17 protein-coding genes are annotated in these 15,007 nt (G+C 70.2%); 8 read left to right on the top strand and 9 right to left on the bottom strand.

What is annotated here, in order from left to right; genetic code table 11:
• Positions 1-54 precede the first annotated feature (54 nt).
• The gene (locus tag AB0L53_RS15310) at positions 55-879 is read right to left on the bottom strand and encodes a DUF1206 domain-containing protein (protein ID WP_363993449.1); all 825 of its coding nucleotides are present in this window, start codon (positions 877-879) and stop codon (positions 55-57) included.
• Positions 880-1,013: 134 nt separating this feature from the next.
• Between AB0L53_RS15310 and AB0L53_RS15305 the strand changes: the two genes are divergently transcribed.
• Genes AB0L53_RS15305 through AB0L53_RS15295 form a run of 3 tightly spaced genes read left to right on the top strand, consistent with a single transcriptional unit; the run spans position 1,014 to position 2,180 of the window.
• Positions 1,014-1,187, top strand: a complete 174-nt coding sequence (locus AB0L53_RS15305) for a hypothetical protein (RefSeq protein ID WP_363993448.1) — start codon at positions 1,014-1,016, stop codon at positions 1,185-1,187.
• Between the two features lie 28 nt (positions 1,188-1,215).
• Complete coding sequence (locus tag AB0L53_RS15300; protein WP_363993447.1) at positions 1,216-1,995, top strand: histidine kinase; 780 nt, start codon at positions 1,216-1,218, stop codon at positions 1,993-1,995.
• 17 nt (positions 1,996-2,012) lie between these two features.
• Positions 2,013-2,180, top strand: a complete 168-nt coding sequence (locus AB0L53_RS15295; RefSeq protein ID WP_363993446.1) for a LuxR C-terminal-related transcriptional regulator — start codon at positions 2,013-2,015, stop codon at positions 2,178-2,180.
• A gap of 75 nt (positions 2,181-2,255) precedes the next feature.
• Here AB0L53_RS15295 and AB0L53_RS15290 read toward each other — a convergent pair whose 3' ends face one another.
• Complete coding sequence (locus tag AB0L53_RS15290) at positions 2,256-2,564, bottom strand: hypothetical protein (protein ID WP_363993445.1); 309 nt, start codon at positions 2,562-2,564, stop codon at positions 2,256-2,258.
• Between the two features lie 419 nt (positions 2,565-2,983).
• Between AB0L53_RS15290 and AB0L53_RS15285 the strand changes: the two genes are divergently transcribed.
• Together AB0L53_RS15285 and AB0L53_RS15280 are read left to right on the top strand one after the other, a co-directional pair.
• Positions 2,984-4,705 carry an ABC transporter ATP-binding protein gene (locus tag AB0L53_RS15285; protein WP_363993444.1) on the top strand — a complete coding sequence of 574 codons (1,722 nt, stop codon included), beginning with the start codon at positions 2,984-2,986 and terminating at the stop codon, positions 4,703-4,705.
• Positions 4,702-6,543: an ABC transporter ATP-binding protein gene (locus tag AB0L53_RS15280; protein ID WP_363993443.1), complete on the top strand. Its 1,842-nt coding sequence runs from the start codon at positions 4,702-4,704 to the stop codon at positions 6,541-6,543. The genes AB0L53_RS15285 and AB0L53_RS15280 overlap by 4 nt, the downstream gene beginning before the upstream one ends.
• A 111-nt stretch (positions 6,544-6,654) precedes the next feature.
• Here AB0L53_RS15280 and AB0L53_RS15275 read toward each other — a convergent pair whose 3' ends face one another.
• The gene (locus AB0L53_RS15275) at positions 6,655-7,044 is read right to left on the bottom strand and encodes a hypothetical protein (protein ID WP_363993442.1); all 390 of its coding nucleotides are present in this window, start codon (positions 7,042-7,044) and stop codon (positions 6,655-6,657) included.
• 159 nt (positions 7,045-7,203) lie between these two features.
• Entirely contained in the window at positions 7,204-7,512 is a 309-nt protein-coding gene (locus AB0L53_RS15270) for a hypothetical protein (protein ID WP_363993441.1), read from the bottom strand.
• A gap of 82 nt (positions 7,513-7,594) precedes the next feature.
• On the opposite strand from AB0L53_RS15270, the gene AB0L53_RS15265 reads away from it, so the two are divergent.
• Positions 7,595-8,707: a CapA family protein gene (locus AB0L53_RS15265; RefSeq protein ID WP_363993440.1), complete on the top strand. Its 1,113-nt coding sequence runs from the start codon at positions 7,595-7,597 to the stop codon at positions 8,705-8,707.
• A gap of 131 nt (positions 8,708-8,838) precedes the next feature.
• Entirely contained in the window at positions 8,839-10,671 is a 1,833-nt protein-coding gene (locus tag AB0L53_RS15260) for a PQQ-binding-like beta-propeller repeat protein (RefSeq protein ID WP_363993439.1), read from the top strand.
• 35 nt (positions 10,672-10,706) lie between these two features.
• Here the strand turns inward: AB0L53_RS15260 and AB0L53_RS15255 are convergent, their stop codons facing one another.
• The 3 genes from AB0L53_RS15255 to AB0L53_RS15245 are packed head-to-tail and all read right to left on the bottom strand — an operon-like array spanning position 10,707 to position 11,804.
• Positions 10,707-11,036: a DUF202 domain-containing protein gene (locus tag AB0L53_RS15255; protein ID WP_363993438.1), complete on the bottom strand. Its 330-nt coding sequence runs from the start codon at positions 11,034-11,036 to the stop codon at positions 10,707-10,709.
• Positions 11,037-11,043: 7 nt separating this feature from the next.
• Positions 11,044-11,370 carry a DUF202 domain-containing protein gene (locus tag AB0L53_RS15250; RefSeq protein ID WP_225289460.1) on the bottom strand — a complete coding sequence of 109 codons (327 nt, stop codon included), beginning with the start codon at positions 11,368-11,370 and terminating at the stop codon, positions 11,044-11,046.
• A gap of 44 nt (positions 11,371-11,414) precedes the next feature.
• Positions 11,415-11,804, bottom strand: a complete 390-nt coding sequence (locus AB0L53_RS15245) for a hypothetical protein (RefSeq protein ID WP_358175514.1) — start codon at positions 11,802-11,804, stop codon at positions 11,415-11,417.
• Between the two features lie 96 nt (positions 11,805-11,900).
• Here AB0L53_RS15245 and AB0L53_RS15240 point away from each other — a divergent pair, with 96 nt between their 5' ends.
• Positions 11,901-12,158: a UBP-type zinc finger domain-containing protein gene (locus AB0L53_RS15240; RefSeq protein ID WP_357941308.1), complete on the top strand. Its 258-nt coding sequence runs from the start codon at positions 11,901-11,903 to the stop codon at positions 12,156-12,158.
• A gap of 7 nt (positions 12,159-12,165) precedes the next feature.
• On the opposite strand, the gene AB0L53_RS15235 is transcribed toward AB0L53_RS15240, so the two are convergent.
• On the bottom strand, positions 12,166-13,746 hold the full coding sequence (locus tag AB0L53_RS15235; protein WP_363993437.1) for a Na+/H+ antiporter: 1,581 nt from the start codon (positions 13,744-13,746) through the stop codon (positions 12,166-12,168).
• Between the two features lie 72 nt (positions 13,747-13,818).
• Positions 13,819-14,982 carry a hypothetical protein gene (locus AB0L53_RS15230; RefSeq protein WP_363993436.1) on the bottom strand — a complete coding sequence of 388 codons (1,164 nt, stop codon included), beginning with the start codon at positions 14,980-14,982 and terminating at the stop codon, positions 13,819-13,821.
• Between the last annotated feature and the right edge of the window lie 25 nt (positions 14,983-15,007).

The raw sequence follows: 15,007 nt of genomic DNA, 5'->3' as shown, positions 1-15,007 counted from the left end.
GTGAACGCTGACGCCTGTGAACGCTGACGCCGGTAAAACGCTGGACGCGGGGCGTCAGCGGACGCGGCGCCAGCGTGACTCGCCGCAGCAATAACCCGCGAACAGCACCAGCCCCAAGGCGACCACCACGAGCAGCCAGGGCCCCACGGGCGTCGCCGCGAAGGCTCTGAGCGTCGCGTCCAGCCCGCCCGCCTTGTCCGGGTCGTACGTGATCGCCGCCTCGACGACGAAGACCCCGGCCAGGCCGGCGATGACCCCGCGGGCGACGTACCCGGCGAACCCGAGCTTGTCCATCACCGAGCGGGCCCGCGGGGACATCTGGCCGAGGTTCAGCTCGTCCCGGAACCTCTTGGTGACGCCCTGGTGCCCCCAGCGGACGCCGAGCGCGACGAGGCCCAGCCCGATGGCGCCCACGATGAACGGCCCGCCCGGCAGGCCGAGCAGCGCCTCCGTCGCGTCCCGCGACTTCTCGTCGTCAGAGGTGGCCTTCCCGGCTCGCAGCACGCTGAGCAAGGTGCCGCAGATCAGCGCGTACACGGCGGTCCGGCCGACTGTTTCCAGCCGGTCCGCCACGCCGAGCCCGCCGAACAGCGCCTCCGACAACTGCCAGAGCGTCAGCGCGACGAACCCCGCCACCATCACCCACAACACCACCTCCCCGAACGGCAACCGCGCCACGGTCGAGATCGCGCCCGCCTTGTCCGCCTCCCGTCCCCCTCCTTCGCCCAGCGCGATCCGCACGGCCACCACCCCGATCAGCGCGTACAGCACTCCCCGGCAGGCCAGCCCGACCCTGGCGAGCCGGTTCAGCGCCGGATGCGCGGCCGCTTTCCTGGCGGCGGCCCGAGCGTGCCGCCCCGCCTTCTCCGTTGCGGTCACCGTCTCCTCCTTAACGCAAGAGCCTGCCAAGTGCCCTGACGGCAGCCGTCTAGGCGCTCCACCCCACTTCTCCACCCGTATCTCCACCATCTGGCGGTGCCGCTCCACCCGCCCCGATCCGTAGTTTCGCGGTCATGGACAGAAACGAACTGCTCAGGTTCGCAGCCGACAAAGCGCAGGAATCGCTCAAGGGAGGCAAGATGCACAGCAAGACGTGGGTCGGGATCGCGGTGGTGGCCGGTGTGGTGCTGGTGGGGTTCATCGCCTACCGGCTTCTTCTCATCGAGCTCATCACCCGCCTGCGCTGACCAGCCCGTACCTGGTGGAATCAAGCGCATGGAACAGAAGCGGTCGCTGCCGGACACCATCGCGCCGGGCTGGCTGGTGGTGCAGGTGTTCGGCACGCTGTTCGTCATCATCACCCTGGTCACCGCGCGGGAGAGCGCGCTGTGGATCTGGGCGCTGTACGGGGTCAGCGCCGCGTGCTGGCTGCTGTTCGTGGCGCTCGACCGGTCCCGGCCCCGGCTCACGGCCGGGCTGCTGGGCGCGGCGACGCTGCTGCCCGCCGTGGCGCTCGGGGCCGCCGAGGACAGTACGGCGCTGCTCCTCACGGCGATCATCCTCGGCCGGTTCGCCGCGCTCGCCACCCCGTCCGTGGCCGCCATCGTGGGCGTCGGCGCGGGCACGATGGCGCTGGCCGTACTGACCTGGCCGATCTCCGGGGAAACACCCGTAGGGGCGTTCGGGCAGGCGCTGGTACTGCTGGCGATCACGCTGGTCGGCGTCAATCACCGACAGCACGTCGTACGACGGGAACAGGCCGAACGGCTCCTGGAGCAGACCCGGCTCGCGCAGGCGGAGCAGGCGCGAGCCGCCGCGCTGGACGAGCGCACCAGGATCGCCCGCGAGATCCACGACGTGCTCGCGCACTCGCTGGGCGCACTGGGCGTGCAGCTGGAGCTGGCCGAGGCCCTGCTCGCGGAGAAGAGCGACGTGACCGGCGCGCTGGCGACGGTGCGGCGCTCGCGCGGGCTGGCCGCGGACGGTCTGGCGGAGGCCCGTGCCGCGGTGGCCGCGCGCCGCGCCCCAAAGCCCGGCAACTGCCCGACGGCCTGACCGCCCGCGAGGCCGAGGTGCTCGGCCTGATCGCGAGCGGCCTGAGCAACACGGAGATCGCCGACGCCCTGTTCATCGGCGAGGCCACGGTCAAGACGCACATCAACAACGCGTTCACCAAGATCGGCGTCCGCAACCGCGTCGAGGCCACCCACTACGCGACCCGCCACGGGTTAACGGGCTGAGCAGGCGCACAACCGGAGCCGCCCACGTGCTCCTTCTGGGAGCGGCGACCATCTCCAGACGGACGAGGCGGTGCCTCACGTCGGGCGATCGACGTCGCCCTCCTCAAGGATCTTGGCGGCGGCGGATGGATCCATGAGCGTGGACCAGACCTGCTCAGCTCCGTAAAGGGGACGATTCGGAAGCTTGTGTTCGAACCCCCAGGAGTCGCGGTCGCAGCCAGGTACGCGGGCCAGGATCACCGCGACGATGTCGTCGGGGGCGCTCCCGACGATCCGTACCGCGACGTAGGTGGCGTACCCGTCCTCCGCGCGGACCTGAATACCCAAGACGAAGGTCTGTATGTCGATGACATGCTCATGCCCGTCGCGCAGGGAATCGCGCATTGGGCAGCAGCCACCGGACGTATGTGGACGAGGAGAGGGGTTTGGTATGCCCGGCGTTGTAGCGGGCACGGGCGGCCACAGCGTCCTTTTCCAGCGCTACGTAGAAGTCGCAGCTCCTGCATCACCCGCAGATCCGCCTCGCCCGCACAGTCGCTCACCGAAGTGTTCATGCGGGGCAGTCAACTCCATCGGCAGCTCGCGCCTCATCCGGATATATCACCCCACGGGTCTCGGACCAGGGCACTCAATGGGCTGGGCGGATGCAAAACTGTTCCGCTTTGGCCGCAGGGAGCAGGCGGTGGGCGCCAGAAAATCGGTTGATCCAACGTATTAGCCTGGATGGGATGCCTCCCGATACGCGTTCTCCTCGCCGTCCCCTGCCCATCTTCACCTCACTCTCCTCCAATGCCCTGTGGCGGATGAAGCCCTATCTCCGCCCCTATGCCACCAGATTGGTCTTCATCTGGCTGGCAGCGATCATCGGCATCGGGGCGAGCATCGCCCTGCCTCTCGTCGGTAAGGAGGTCGTCGACGGTCCCGTGCTCCACGGCGACTCCGGCGCCCTGCTCCCCCTCGGCCTCGTCGCCCTGGGCGTGGGCGTGCTCGAAGCGTTCCTGATCTTCTTCAGGCGCTGGACGCAGACCGGCCCGGTCCTCGGGCTGGAGACCCAGATCCGCGACGACCTCTACGCACACCTGCAGCGCCTGCCGATGGGCTTCCACGGCGACTGGCAGTCGGGCCAGCTGCTGTCGCGGGCCACCACCGACCTGTCGACGATCCGCCGCTTCCTCGGCTTCGGCATGCTCTTCCTGGTCATGAACATCCTGCAGCTGACCACCGTGACGGTGCTGCTGCTCAACATGTACTGGCCGCTCGGACTGCTGGTGGCCGCGTCGGCGGTGCCGATCATCCTGGTGTCGCTGAGCTTCGAGAAGAAGTACATCAGGATCTCCCGCCAGGTGCAGGACGAGCAGGGAGACCTCGCCACGGTCGTCGAGGAGTCGGCGATCGGCATCCGGACGATCAAGGCGTTCGGCCGCCGTCACCACGTGTTCGACCAGTTCGACGACTCGGCGCGCAAGGTCTACGGCACCTCGATGGACAAGGTGCGGCTGTCGGCCCGCTTCTTCACCTTCCTCGAGGTGATCCCCAACTTCACCCTCGCTTTAGTCCTGCTGCTCGGCGCTCTGGCCGTGGGCGGCGGCTCGCTGACGCTGGGCACGCTGGTCGCCTTCACCACGCTGATGCTGCAGCTGGTCTGGCCGGTCGCCAGCCTCGGCTACATCCTGGCGATGGCCCAGGAGGCGATGACCTCCGCCGACCGGGTCATGGAGGTCATGGACACGGTCCCGGCCATCGAGGGCGGTTCCGGATCGATCGAGCGGCCGCGCGGCCACCTGCGTTTCGAGGGGGTGGAGTTCCGCTTCCCCGACTCCGACCAGCCGGTGCTGCGTGACGTGTGGCTCGAGGTACGCCCGGGCGAGACGGTGGCCATCGTCGGCGCCACAGGCTCGGGCAAGACGACGATGACCTCGCTCGTACCCCGGCTCATCGACCCCACCGCCGGCCGGGTGACGATCGACGGCCACGACGTACGCGACCTGTCGCTGCCCGCGCTGCGCGAGGTAGTGGCCACGGCGTTCGAGGAGCCGACGCTGTTCTCGATGAGCGTGCGCGAGAACCTCACGCTCGGCCGCCAGGACGCCACCGAGGAGGAGCTCGACGAGGCCATCCGCACCGCCCAGGCCATGTTCGTGTACGACCTGCCGTGGGGTCTCGACACCCGGATCGGCGAGCAGGGCATGTCCCTGTCGGGTGGCCAGCGGCAGCGCCTCGCCCTGGCGCGGGCCGTGCTGAGCAGGCCACGGATCCTGGTCCTTGACGACACGCTGTCCGCGCTCGACGTCGAGACGGAGGCGCTGGTGGAGGAGGCGCTGCGCCACGTGCTGCGTGAGGCGACCGGCATCGTGGTCGCCCACCGAGCCTCCACGGTCCTGCTGGCCGACAAGGTGGCGCTGCTGAGAGACGGCACGATCACGCACGTCGGACGGCACCACGACCTGCTGGACGAGGTGCCCGAATACCGCGAACTGCTCGCCCAGGACGCCGACTTCGACCCCTCGGAAGGAGCCCTGCGATGACGACCACCACGACGACGTCGAGCGCGGCCGACTGGCGGGGCGTCGCCTCCGAGAACCAGGACGACCTGTCCGAGACGGTGACGGTGTTACTGCGGGAGCGCTCCCGCAGGCTGCTCGGCGACCTGCTCACACCGCACCGCAAGGCGATCGCGCTGCTCACCGGGATCATCATCGTGTCCAACCTGGCGGGCCTGGCGATCCCCTACCTGGTGAAGGTGGGCATCGACGCGGGCATCCCGCCGATGCTCAAGGGCACCGGCCCCGGCACGCTGCTGACCGTCGTCGGCGTCATCCTGGCGGCGGCGGTGACGCAGGCCCTCACCCGGCAGGTGTTCCTGCAGATGGCGGGCCGCATCGGCCAGAACATCCTGCTGGAGCTGCGCAGGCGGGTCTTCGACCACTTCCAGCGGCTGTCGCTGAGCTTCCACGAGAAGTACACCTCCGGCCGCGTCATCTCCCGGCTCACCTCCGACATCGACGCCATCGCCGAGCTGCTGCAGTCCGGCTTCGACGGCCTGGTCACCGCCGTGCTCACCATGTTCGGCACGGCCGCGCTGCTGCTGGTGCTCGACGTCCACCTGGGCCTGGTGGCGCTGATCCCGCTGCCGCTGCTGTTGCTGTTCACCCGGTGGTTCCGCCGCCAGTCGGCGATCGTCTACCGGCGCACCAGGGAGACGGTGGCGCTGGTCATCGTGCACTTCGTGGAGTCGATGACCGGCATCCGCGCCGTGCAGGCCTTCCGCCGGGAGCCGCGCAACCAAGAGATCTTCAAGCAGCTCAACGACGACTACCGGGGCGCCAACGCCAGCAGCATGCACCTCATCGCGGTGTTCATGCCGGGTATCAAGCTGATCGGCAACGTGACCGTGGCGGTCGTGCTGGTCTACGGCGGCTGGCTGGCGCTGCACGGCGAGGTCACGGTCGGTGTGCTGGCGGCGTTCCTGCTCTACCTGCGCCAGTTCTACGAGCCGATGCAGGAGATCAGCCAGTTCTACAACACGCTCCAGTCGGCGGGCGCCGCCCTGGAGAAGCTGTCGGGCGTACTGGAGGAGGAGCCGGCCGTGCCGGAGCCGCGCGAGCCGGCGGCGCTGCCCAAGGCCCGCGGCAAGGTCAGGTTCGAGGGTGTCAGGTTCGCCTACGTCGAGGATCGACCGATCCTGCCGGGGCTGGACCTGACGATTCCGGCGGGGCAGAGTGTCGCGCTGGTCGGCTCGACGGGTGCGGGCAAGACGACGCTGGCCAAGTTGATCTCCCGCTTCTACGACCCGACCGCGGGCCGCCTCCTGCTCGACGGCGTCGATCTGCGTACGCTCGACGAGCCCACGCTGCGCAAGGCCGTGGTCATGGTGACGCAGGAGAACTTCCTGTTCAGCGGTACGGTCTCCGACAACATCAGGTTCGGCCGCCCCGGCGCGTCCGACCGTGAGGTACGCGAGGCCGCCAAGGCGATCGGCGCGCACGAGTTCATCTCCGCGCTGCCCAACGGCTACGACACCGAGGTGGGCAAGCGGGGCGGGCGCATGTCGGCCGGTCAGCGTCAGCTGGTGGCCTTCGCCAGGGCGTTCCTGGCCGATCCGGCGGTGCTCATCCTCGACGAGGCGACCTCCAGCCTCGACGTGCCGAGCGAGCGGCTGGTGCAGCGGGCGCTGCGCACAATCTTGGCCGACCGCACGGCGCTGATCATCGCGCACCGGCTGTCGACCGTGGAGATCGCCGACCGGGTGCTGGTCATGGAGAGTGGCGAGATCGTCGAGGACGGCCCACCGGACCGCCTCATCGCCGCCTCCGGCCGCTTCGCCGGCCTGCACCAGGCCTGGCTGGACAGCCTCAGCAGCTGACGTCGGCGCGGGTGCACCCTGCCGTTGCGCTGGACAGCCTCAGCAGCTGACGTCAGCGCGGGCGCACCCCGCTGTTGTCAGCACGGGTGCGCCCGCTTCTCTGTCGTCACGTCAGTGCGGGTGCACCACGCGCGTCATGTTCTCGTACAGCTCGTAGCCGACGAACAACGCCACGGGCAGGCCGACCGCCAGCAGAAGCCGTCCGGGGAGGGGTGCCCGTGCCATGGGCACCCGCCTCGCCGCCGCCGGGGACCCGCCGGACACGGCGGGCGCCTCCACCACGGGCTCCGGCACCGGCAAGGGCACCAGCTCGGGGTGGCGTGACAGATATCCCGTCGGGAACGACGTGACGTGGTACGCCCCGCAGCCCGGACAGGACATGCCTGACCAGGGCGGTTGCACGGTCACGCCGGCCCGCAGCCAGATCGTCACCTCGTTGCCGTAGTCGTCCATGAGATGCCTGACGACGTACTCCTCTTCCCAGACATGTAAACAGCGCATGCACTCGAAAGGCCATGTCTCCTGGGTATTGAACCCATCGCGCACCAGGACCACCCCCGGTCACGTGCCGCCATCCGATTAGAGTGTCCACCCCGCCCCGTCACCCGACAAGACGGCACTATGACACTCAGGGCTATGAAATGCTCACCTACTGTCAGGTTAGAGCGGGTAAACCCGTCTCTGAACCGGACTGAGCAGCGGTGTCGCGTCGGGCGCAACAGGCTCGGCCGGTGGCCTCAGCTCTGGATGCCGGCTGAGATAACCCTCCGGGAACATGGTCGCCTGCTGGCAGCCGCAGTTGGGGCAGATGGCGCCCGACGAAGGCGGTGGGACCGGCACACCGGAGCGCAACCAGACCTCGCGCTCGTTGCCGTGACGATCGTCGAAGCGCCTGACGAGGTATTCCTCTTCCCACACATGCCAGCACCCGCGGCACTCGAATGGCAGGATCTTGAGCTCTTCTTCCATGAGTCACCCCCTCCTTCGAGTGTCGTCCTATTTGTCGCGAACTGGCAACCGCCCCCGATGACAGCCGCCATACCATGGGGGTATGGGCGCTGACCTGGTGACCCTGTGCCTCTGTGGCGACGTCATGCTCGGCCGAGGGGTGGACCAGGTCCTGCCGCATCCCGGTGATCCCGCCCTGCGCGAGCCGCACATCGACGACGCGCGCGTCTACGTCGAGCTCGCCGAGGCGGTCAACGGACCGATTCCGCGCCCCGTCGGCTTCTCCTGGCCTTGGGGTGACGCGCTGTCGATCTTCGACGCGCACGCGCGGGCCGTCCGGGTGGTGAACCTGGAGACGACGGTGACCACGAGCGGTGCGTACGCTCCAGGCAAGGTCATCCACTACCGCATGAACCCCGACAATCTTCCCTGTCTGGCCGTGGCGCGGCCGGACGTCTGCGCGCTGGCGAACAACCACCTGCTGGACTTCGGACGCGACGGGCTCGCCGAGACGCTCGACACGCTGGCCGCCGCCGGGCTCGCGGCGGCCGGGGCGGGCAGGGACCTGGACGAGGCGCGCCGTCCGGTGGCCGTGCCTTTGCCGGGAGGGCGGCGCGTGCTGGTGTTCTCGTTCGGCATGCCGTCCAGTGGCGTGCCACCGGACTGGGCGGCGACCGCGGACCGCTCCGGCGTCGACTTCGTGCCGGAGCCGTCGCCGGCCGCCGCGGCCGACATCACCGAACGGATACGGCGAGCCAAGCGGCCGGGGGATATCGCGGTAGCCTCCATCCACTGGGGCTCCAACTGGGGGTATTGGGTCTCCCGGGAGCAGATCGCCTTCGCGCATGCGCTCATCGAAGGCGGCGTCGACGTGGTGCACGGGCACTCCTCACACCATCCGCGCCCGATCGAGATCTACCACGGCCACCTGGTCCTGTACGGCTGCGGCGACATGATCGACGACTACGAGGGGATCGGCGGGTACGAGGAGTACCGCGGCGACCTGCGGTTGCTCTACCTCGCCTCGCTCGATCCGGACTCCGGACGGCTGGCCGCCCTGCGCATGGCACCCCTGCGGATCCGGCACATACGGCTCCGCCACGCCGCACCCGACGACGCCGAGTGGCTGCGCGTGACCCTCGACAGGGCCGGCCACGGTTTCGGGGGACGGATCCGCAGCGAGCCCGGCGGCATGCTCACCTTGGTGGCGGACTGAGCCTGGCCGGTTGGTGACGGCCTGAGCGTGTCCGGTGCCCGATGGTTTAGCGCCTCGGCCGTGATCCATTGGGACCGACGTGACGAATAGGCTCGCGGGGCCTTGTGATCGGCGCCCCCAGGGGAGGATCAGTGGACTGGCGGGCGATGGTACGGCTGACCGGCGCGGGCCTGGTCGCGCTCGGCGGCATCGGTGTCGTGGTGGCGTTGTTCCTTCCGTGGTCCTGGGCCGGCCTGGCCAAGGATCCCCCGGACACGACGACGTGGGTCGTGATCCTGGCGCTCGGACCGGTGACGAGCGCCGGAGTGGCGCTGTCGGCCATGCGCCGGGATGACGAGACGGCGACGTTGCGTGCGAGGCTCGAAGCCGCGCGCGCCGGCGGAGCCGTGTCGGCCCGCCCGACAGCCGACGACAGCCCGACGGCGGGCAGATCCGTCGGCGCGCCACTGACGGCCGCGGGCGCCGCCCTCCTGGCCGGTGGGATCGCCACAGTGGTCCTGCTGGACATCACCCCGGACGAAGGCATCCGAGCGGGCGGCCCGCTGACCGTGCTCGCCTGCGCCGCCGCTGCCGCCGGCTGGCTGCTGCTCCTCCCGGCCCGCCGTACGCCGCTGGCGCTCCCGATCCGCCGTACGCCGCTGCTCCGGGCACCGATCCCGATCGCCGCGGCTTCGGCGATCCTGCTGCTCGTGGGGCTCGGCGCCCTCCCCGCGATCGGCTGGTACACCGAGGGCCGCTTCGTCCGGCACACCACCAGCACGGCGCTGCCCGCCTTACCCAGTGCCCCGCCGTCCCAGCTCGGCCGCTATCGCTGGCAGGCACCGGCGGAACCGTTCCGGCTGATCGTCGAGCCCGTCACCGCGGGTCGCCACGTGATCGTCCCGGAGGGCGGGGGCGTACGTGCGCTGGACGCCGTCACCGGCCGCCCGCTGTGGTCCTATGAGCGTGATGACGTCACCAGGGACGAGGACCTCGCGGGCGTCGTGGTCACCACCGACGGGCTCATGACCGTCCTGTCGTACCACTTCTTCACCGGCGCGCTGGTGGTGGCCCTGGACACCGCCACCGGCCAGGAGCGCTGGCGGCGCGAGCTGCGGATGAGCCCGGTCGCCGGGCTGCCCCGCCTGGTCGACGGCGGTGATGTGCTGCTGCTCGACAACACCGCCCTGGGCGGCGAACTCGTCGCGCTGAATCGCCGCGACGGGCTGCCCTTGTGGCGGTGGGACACGGCGAAGCTCGAGAACGGCTGCCGTGAGGTCGCCACGGCGGTGGCGGTGGCCGGTCCCGTCGCCGCGCTGCTGGCCGGCTGCCGCGGCAGGCCCGAGGCGGACATGGTGATCGCGCTGTCCACCACCGACGGGCGGCAACGCTGGACATGGCGGCCCCCGGTCGGCGCGGGAACGCGGCCCCTGGGACTGGAACTGCCGATCCATTCGGCCGGAGACCGATTCTGGGTCGCCTACTCCCGGACATCCGCCGACGAGAAGACGGCGACGCGGTCCGCGGCGCTGCTCAACGCGGACACCGGCGCGATGACGGCGGAGCACCCGCTGCCGTCCGAGCAGCTGGAGCACTACCGGTTCCCGCTGGTCGCGAACGGCACGATCATCTATCCGGGCGAGCCGGCCATCGGCGTGGACCTGGCCACGGGCCGGGTGCGCTGGAAGCGGCCGATGACCGAGCTCGCGGGCTGGGCGCCGATCGACGCGGTGAGCCGCGACGGCATCGCGTACCTGCTGCTGGGCCCGGCTGAGGACACGGCGGACGACCCGGCCCGGCCCGCTCTGCAGCTGCTCACGCTCGACGTCGCCACCGGCCAAGTACGCGCCCGGCAACCCTATGACCCCTCAGCATGCGGATCGAGCTGCGGCCGCAACACCACGGCCCGGCTCATGACGGGACCGGGCCTGCTCGTCGTGGGCTCACTGGAGAAGGACGGGACCCGGCTGCGCGGCATCGGATGACCAGGTCAGGATGTGACCGCCCGCTGCCGTACCAGCTAGGCGAGAGCCAGGACGAACGCGAGCGCTCCGGCCACCACGCTGAGCGTGCCGAGCCAGGCGAACAGCGCGTCCAGCCCGGCGTCTACGGGCCGGCCGCCGTGCAGCGCCTCCTGTACACGGCGGAACCGTGTCCTGGTCCTGAGCAGCAGCGCGGCGCCGCAGAGCGCGGCCGGTACGAACGTGACGACGACCGCGAGGGGCAGCCCGTGCCGCGCGGACAGGCCCATCGCGCCGAGCCCGCCCGACGACAGGGCCACGGCGGTGCGTACCCAGGCGAGGCGGGTCCGCTCGCTCTGCAGCCCGGAGTCCCAGATCTCCTCGGACATGGGCGGATCAGGCACCCATCACGATGACCACCAGGGCGATCACCGCCACCGCCGCCACGCCGTAGCCGAAGACGGCGGCGAGGGCGGGCGGGGGCAGCGGCGCGCGCTCGCGCAGCGCGCGCTGGATGTTGCGCCAGCGCGGATAGGCCATGCCCGCCGCCAGCGCGGAGAGCGAGACCAGGACCACGGCCAGGGCGGTGCGCACCCAGGGGACGAACAAGTGGTCGGGGAGCGCCGCCATGGCGACGCCCCCGGCGCTGAGTGCCAGCGCGGTGCTCAGCCATGTGAGGAAAGTACGCTCGTTCGCGAGCGTGAAACGCGGGTCAGGCTCCATACGAACGACGCTAATTGGCACACATTCCCCCTAGAGAAGCCGGGTTAGCCGCCGCAGGCCTTGGCGACCTTCTCCAGGTAGGCGGCGGTCTCGGAGCCGACCTTCTGGGCCGCGTCGACGGCGTCGTTGACGTCCTTGACGTTGATGCCGCTCAGTGTCTTGGCCAGGTCGTCGGAGGCCTGCTTGAGCGTGGTGTTGGCGGCCTTGTCGGCCACCTCGTTGAGCTTGGCGGCGCTGTCGTCGAGGGCCTTCTCCATGGCCTTCGGGTCGTCCTTCAGTTCGGTGAGCTTGGCGCCCAGCTCGGTGACGATCTTGGGGGCCTCCAGGCAGGACTGGGCCTTGTCGATGGTGTTGTTGACCTCACCGCAGCCCGCGGCGAAGACGAACATGGTGAGGGCGGCAAGGGGCACGAACTGACTTTTGAGGCGACGCATACTCTGAACCTACCCAACGGGTTCACGCCCCGGCGGGACCAAGCGGGGAGGGGTGCCGGCAAATGGCCGTGCCGCAGAAGCTCTAGGATTTCACCTATGGCAACGTGTGAGCATATTTCCCAAGCGGACGACCCGGCCCCGCGCACGCCCGAGGGCTGCGAGGAGTGCCTGGCGGCGGGTGGCCGGTGGGTGCACCTGCGCCGCTGCCTGGAGTGCGGTCATATCGGGTGCTGCGACTCCTCACCCAACAAGCACGCCACCAAGCACTTCCACGCCACCTCGCACCCGGTGATGCAGTCGTACGAGCCGGGCGAGAGCTGGAAGTGGTGCTTCGTCGACAACGCGATGGCCTGAGGCGGGCCTAGCGCTCCAGGATGGCCTCCTCGAAGTCGAGCTCGGCCATCACCTCGCGCAGCACCTCGTCGTCGAGGCGGCGTTCGTCGCGTAGCCGGACGAACGTCTCGCGCTCGGCCTGCAGCATCTCCCGGCGCAGCCGGCGATAGAGCGTGCTGGGCGTCTCTGCGCCGCCCTGAGCAGTGCCGCCACCCAGACGCTCCCACGCGGTCAGCGAGCGCCGCCACGACTTCTCCCTGAGCTGGTCGATGACCTGCTTCTGGATCTCGTCGGGCTCGCCTTCTGCCTCGATCAGCCTGTCGAGCACCTCGGTGCCCGCGGCGAGCGCGGCCTGCTGCGCCGCGGCCTCGGCCAGCCTGTCCTCATACTGCTCCTGCTCGCTCGACACGCGCAGCCGCCTGATCAGCGAGGGGAACGTCGTGCCCTGCACGAGCAGCGTGCCTATCACGGTGGTGAAGGTGAGGAAGAGCAGGATGTCGCGGTCGGGCATGCCGACCGGAATGGCGAAGGCGGCGGCCAGCGAGACGACCCCGCGCATGCCCGCCCAGCTGATGATCACGGTCGGCGCGGGCGCGGGATGCGGTTCGCCCCTGCGCCTCCCGGTGAACAGCCACGTCAGGTACGTGACGGGGAACATCCACACGAACCTCGACAGCACGGTCACCAGGAACACCACGACCGCGTACAGCGCGACCTCCCAGGCGCCGTAGCCGCCGATCCCCTTGATCACCGTGACCAGCTGCAGGCCGATCAGCGCGAAGACGATCGCCTCCAGGAAGAAGTCGGTCACCTTCCACACCGCGTCGGACACCAGCCGGGTGCCGAACCCCCGCTGGTGCATCTGGTTGCCGAGATAGAGCCCGACGATCACCACGGCGATGACGCCCGAGGCGTGCACCGACTCGGCCGCCAGGTAGGCGGCGAACGGGATCAGCAGCATCAGTGTGTTCTCGACCAGGGAGTCGCGGGTGTGCCGGAACACCCAGGAGAACAGGAACGCCAGCGCCAGCCCGATCGCCACCCCGGCAGCCGCCGAGTAGAGGAACTCGCCGACCCCTTCGAGCAGGTCCACCGTGCCGCCCACGGCGGCGCCGATCGCCACGCGGTAGAGGGTCAGCGCGGTCGCGTCGTTGAACAGGCTCTCGCCGATGAGGATCGTCAGCGCCCGGCGCGGCAGCCCGAGCCGCCGGCCGACCGCGACGGCGGCCACGGCGTCGGGCGGCGCGATGATGGCGCCCAGCGCGAACGCCGCCGCCAGCGGCAGATCGGGCAGCAGCAGGTGGACGACCAGCCCGACGACGGCCGTCGTGAACAGCACCAGCCCGACCGACAGCAGCGCCACGGCCCGCTTGACGTCACGCAGGCGCAGGTAGGAGCTGTCGAGCGCGGCCGAGTAGAGCAGCGGCGGCAGGAACACGAACAGCACCAGCTGCGGGTCCAGCGGCACGGCGGGCACCAGCGGCGAGACCAGCAGCCCGGCGGCCACCAGCAGCAGCGGCGCCGGCCAGCCCTTGCGCCGGGCGACGGCGGCGACCGCGACCGCTCCTGCCGCCACCAGCAGCAGTTGCAGGCCCATCGTGGGGTTCACGGCGCTCCTCCACCTCGGCACGGGCACGCGAAGGCAGCGTACCGCTCATGAGATGGGCCGCCCGCCTCGGGCTCACCACTCTCTGCGGTGGTCCCTGTCGTCGTCGTACTCCTGGTCGGGGCGGAGCCGCTCACCGGTGGAGAACATCGGGTCGCCCACGTAGGGCCGGGACAGGTCCGTCTGGTACGGCGTGCCCTGCTGCTGGTTGCTCCCCATCGAGAACAGCGGGTCGACCGGGTTGGGCGGGGTCTGGTAGGCCGGGAAGCCGTCCGTGGAGGGGTAGGGCACCTGCGTCGGGTACGCCTCGCGCTTGGCGTAGGTGATGGGCTCCCGGGGCCGGCCCGCACCCGGAATGCCGTGCATCGGGGTGCCTAGACCGGCCGGGTCCGGCTGCTGCGGCGGTTGCTGCTGGTATCCGCGCTGGCCATAGGGGTCATGCGGCTGCTGCTGGGCGAAGGGCTCGGGCTGCGGCCGGCTCGGCGGGGCCGACTGGGAGGGGAAGCCGAGCGGGTCGGTGTTGGGTGCCTGCCTGCGGCGGTTGCCGGGCATCTGGTAGACGGGCTCGCCGGGGTCCTGGACCGGCGCCGGCTGCGCGTACTGCTGGGGGCCGGTGAAGGGGTCTCCGGTGTACTGAGGGGCGCCGCTATAGGGGTCTGGGGCGGCGGGGACCGCGTACTGCGGGCCGGTGAAGGGCTCGGGCGGCTCGGGCTCGGTGTACTGGGGGCCGGTGAACGGCTCGCGGGGATTCGGCTGGCCGTACTGCTGCGCGCCGTAGGAGCCCTGCTGGCCGTACTGCTGGCCAAGAGGCTCGCGCGGCGGCGGCGCGGTCGTCTCGCCGTAGGAGGCGACCAGCTTGTCCTGAGGCGGCGGGGCGCCCCTTGCCACCAGGACGTCGTTGGGAGACAGAGCGGCGGTGGGCCGGTCCTCGTGCGGCGGCGGTGGAGAGCTCTGGTGCGGCCGTTGGTATTGGCCGGTGCCGGGGATCACCTCGGTGCCCGGGTCGTGCGCGGGCACGGCGGGCTGCTCGCCCGTGGCCTCGGCGAACCCGTCATCGAGGGTGTCGAGCAACCGGCCGACATCGTCCATCGGCATGCGGAAGCTGGCGGTGCACATCTCACCTCGCCACAGGCTGAGCACCAGGGTGCCCTCATGCCACGTGACCCGGAGACACCGCTCCTGACCTCGAGCATCGAAGAACACTTCGCCGAACGACGGCAACGGGACAACTTCCGACATGGCAGACATACTGCTTTAACCAGCC

This window comes from Nonomuraea sp. NPDC052129, from assembly GCF_040680095.1.
Classification (GTDB): Bacteria; Actinomycetota; Actinomycetes; order Streptosporangiales; family Streptosporangiaceae; genus Nonomuraea.
Note: the sequence above shows the minus strand (reverse complement) of the source record. Positions and strands in the feature narration are given on the sequence as shown.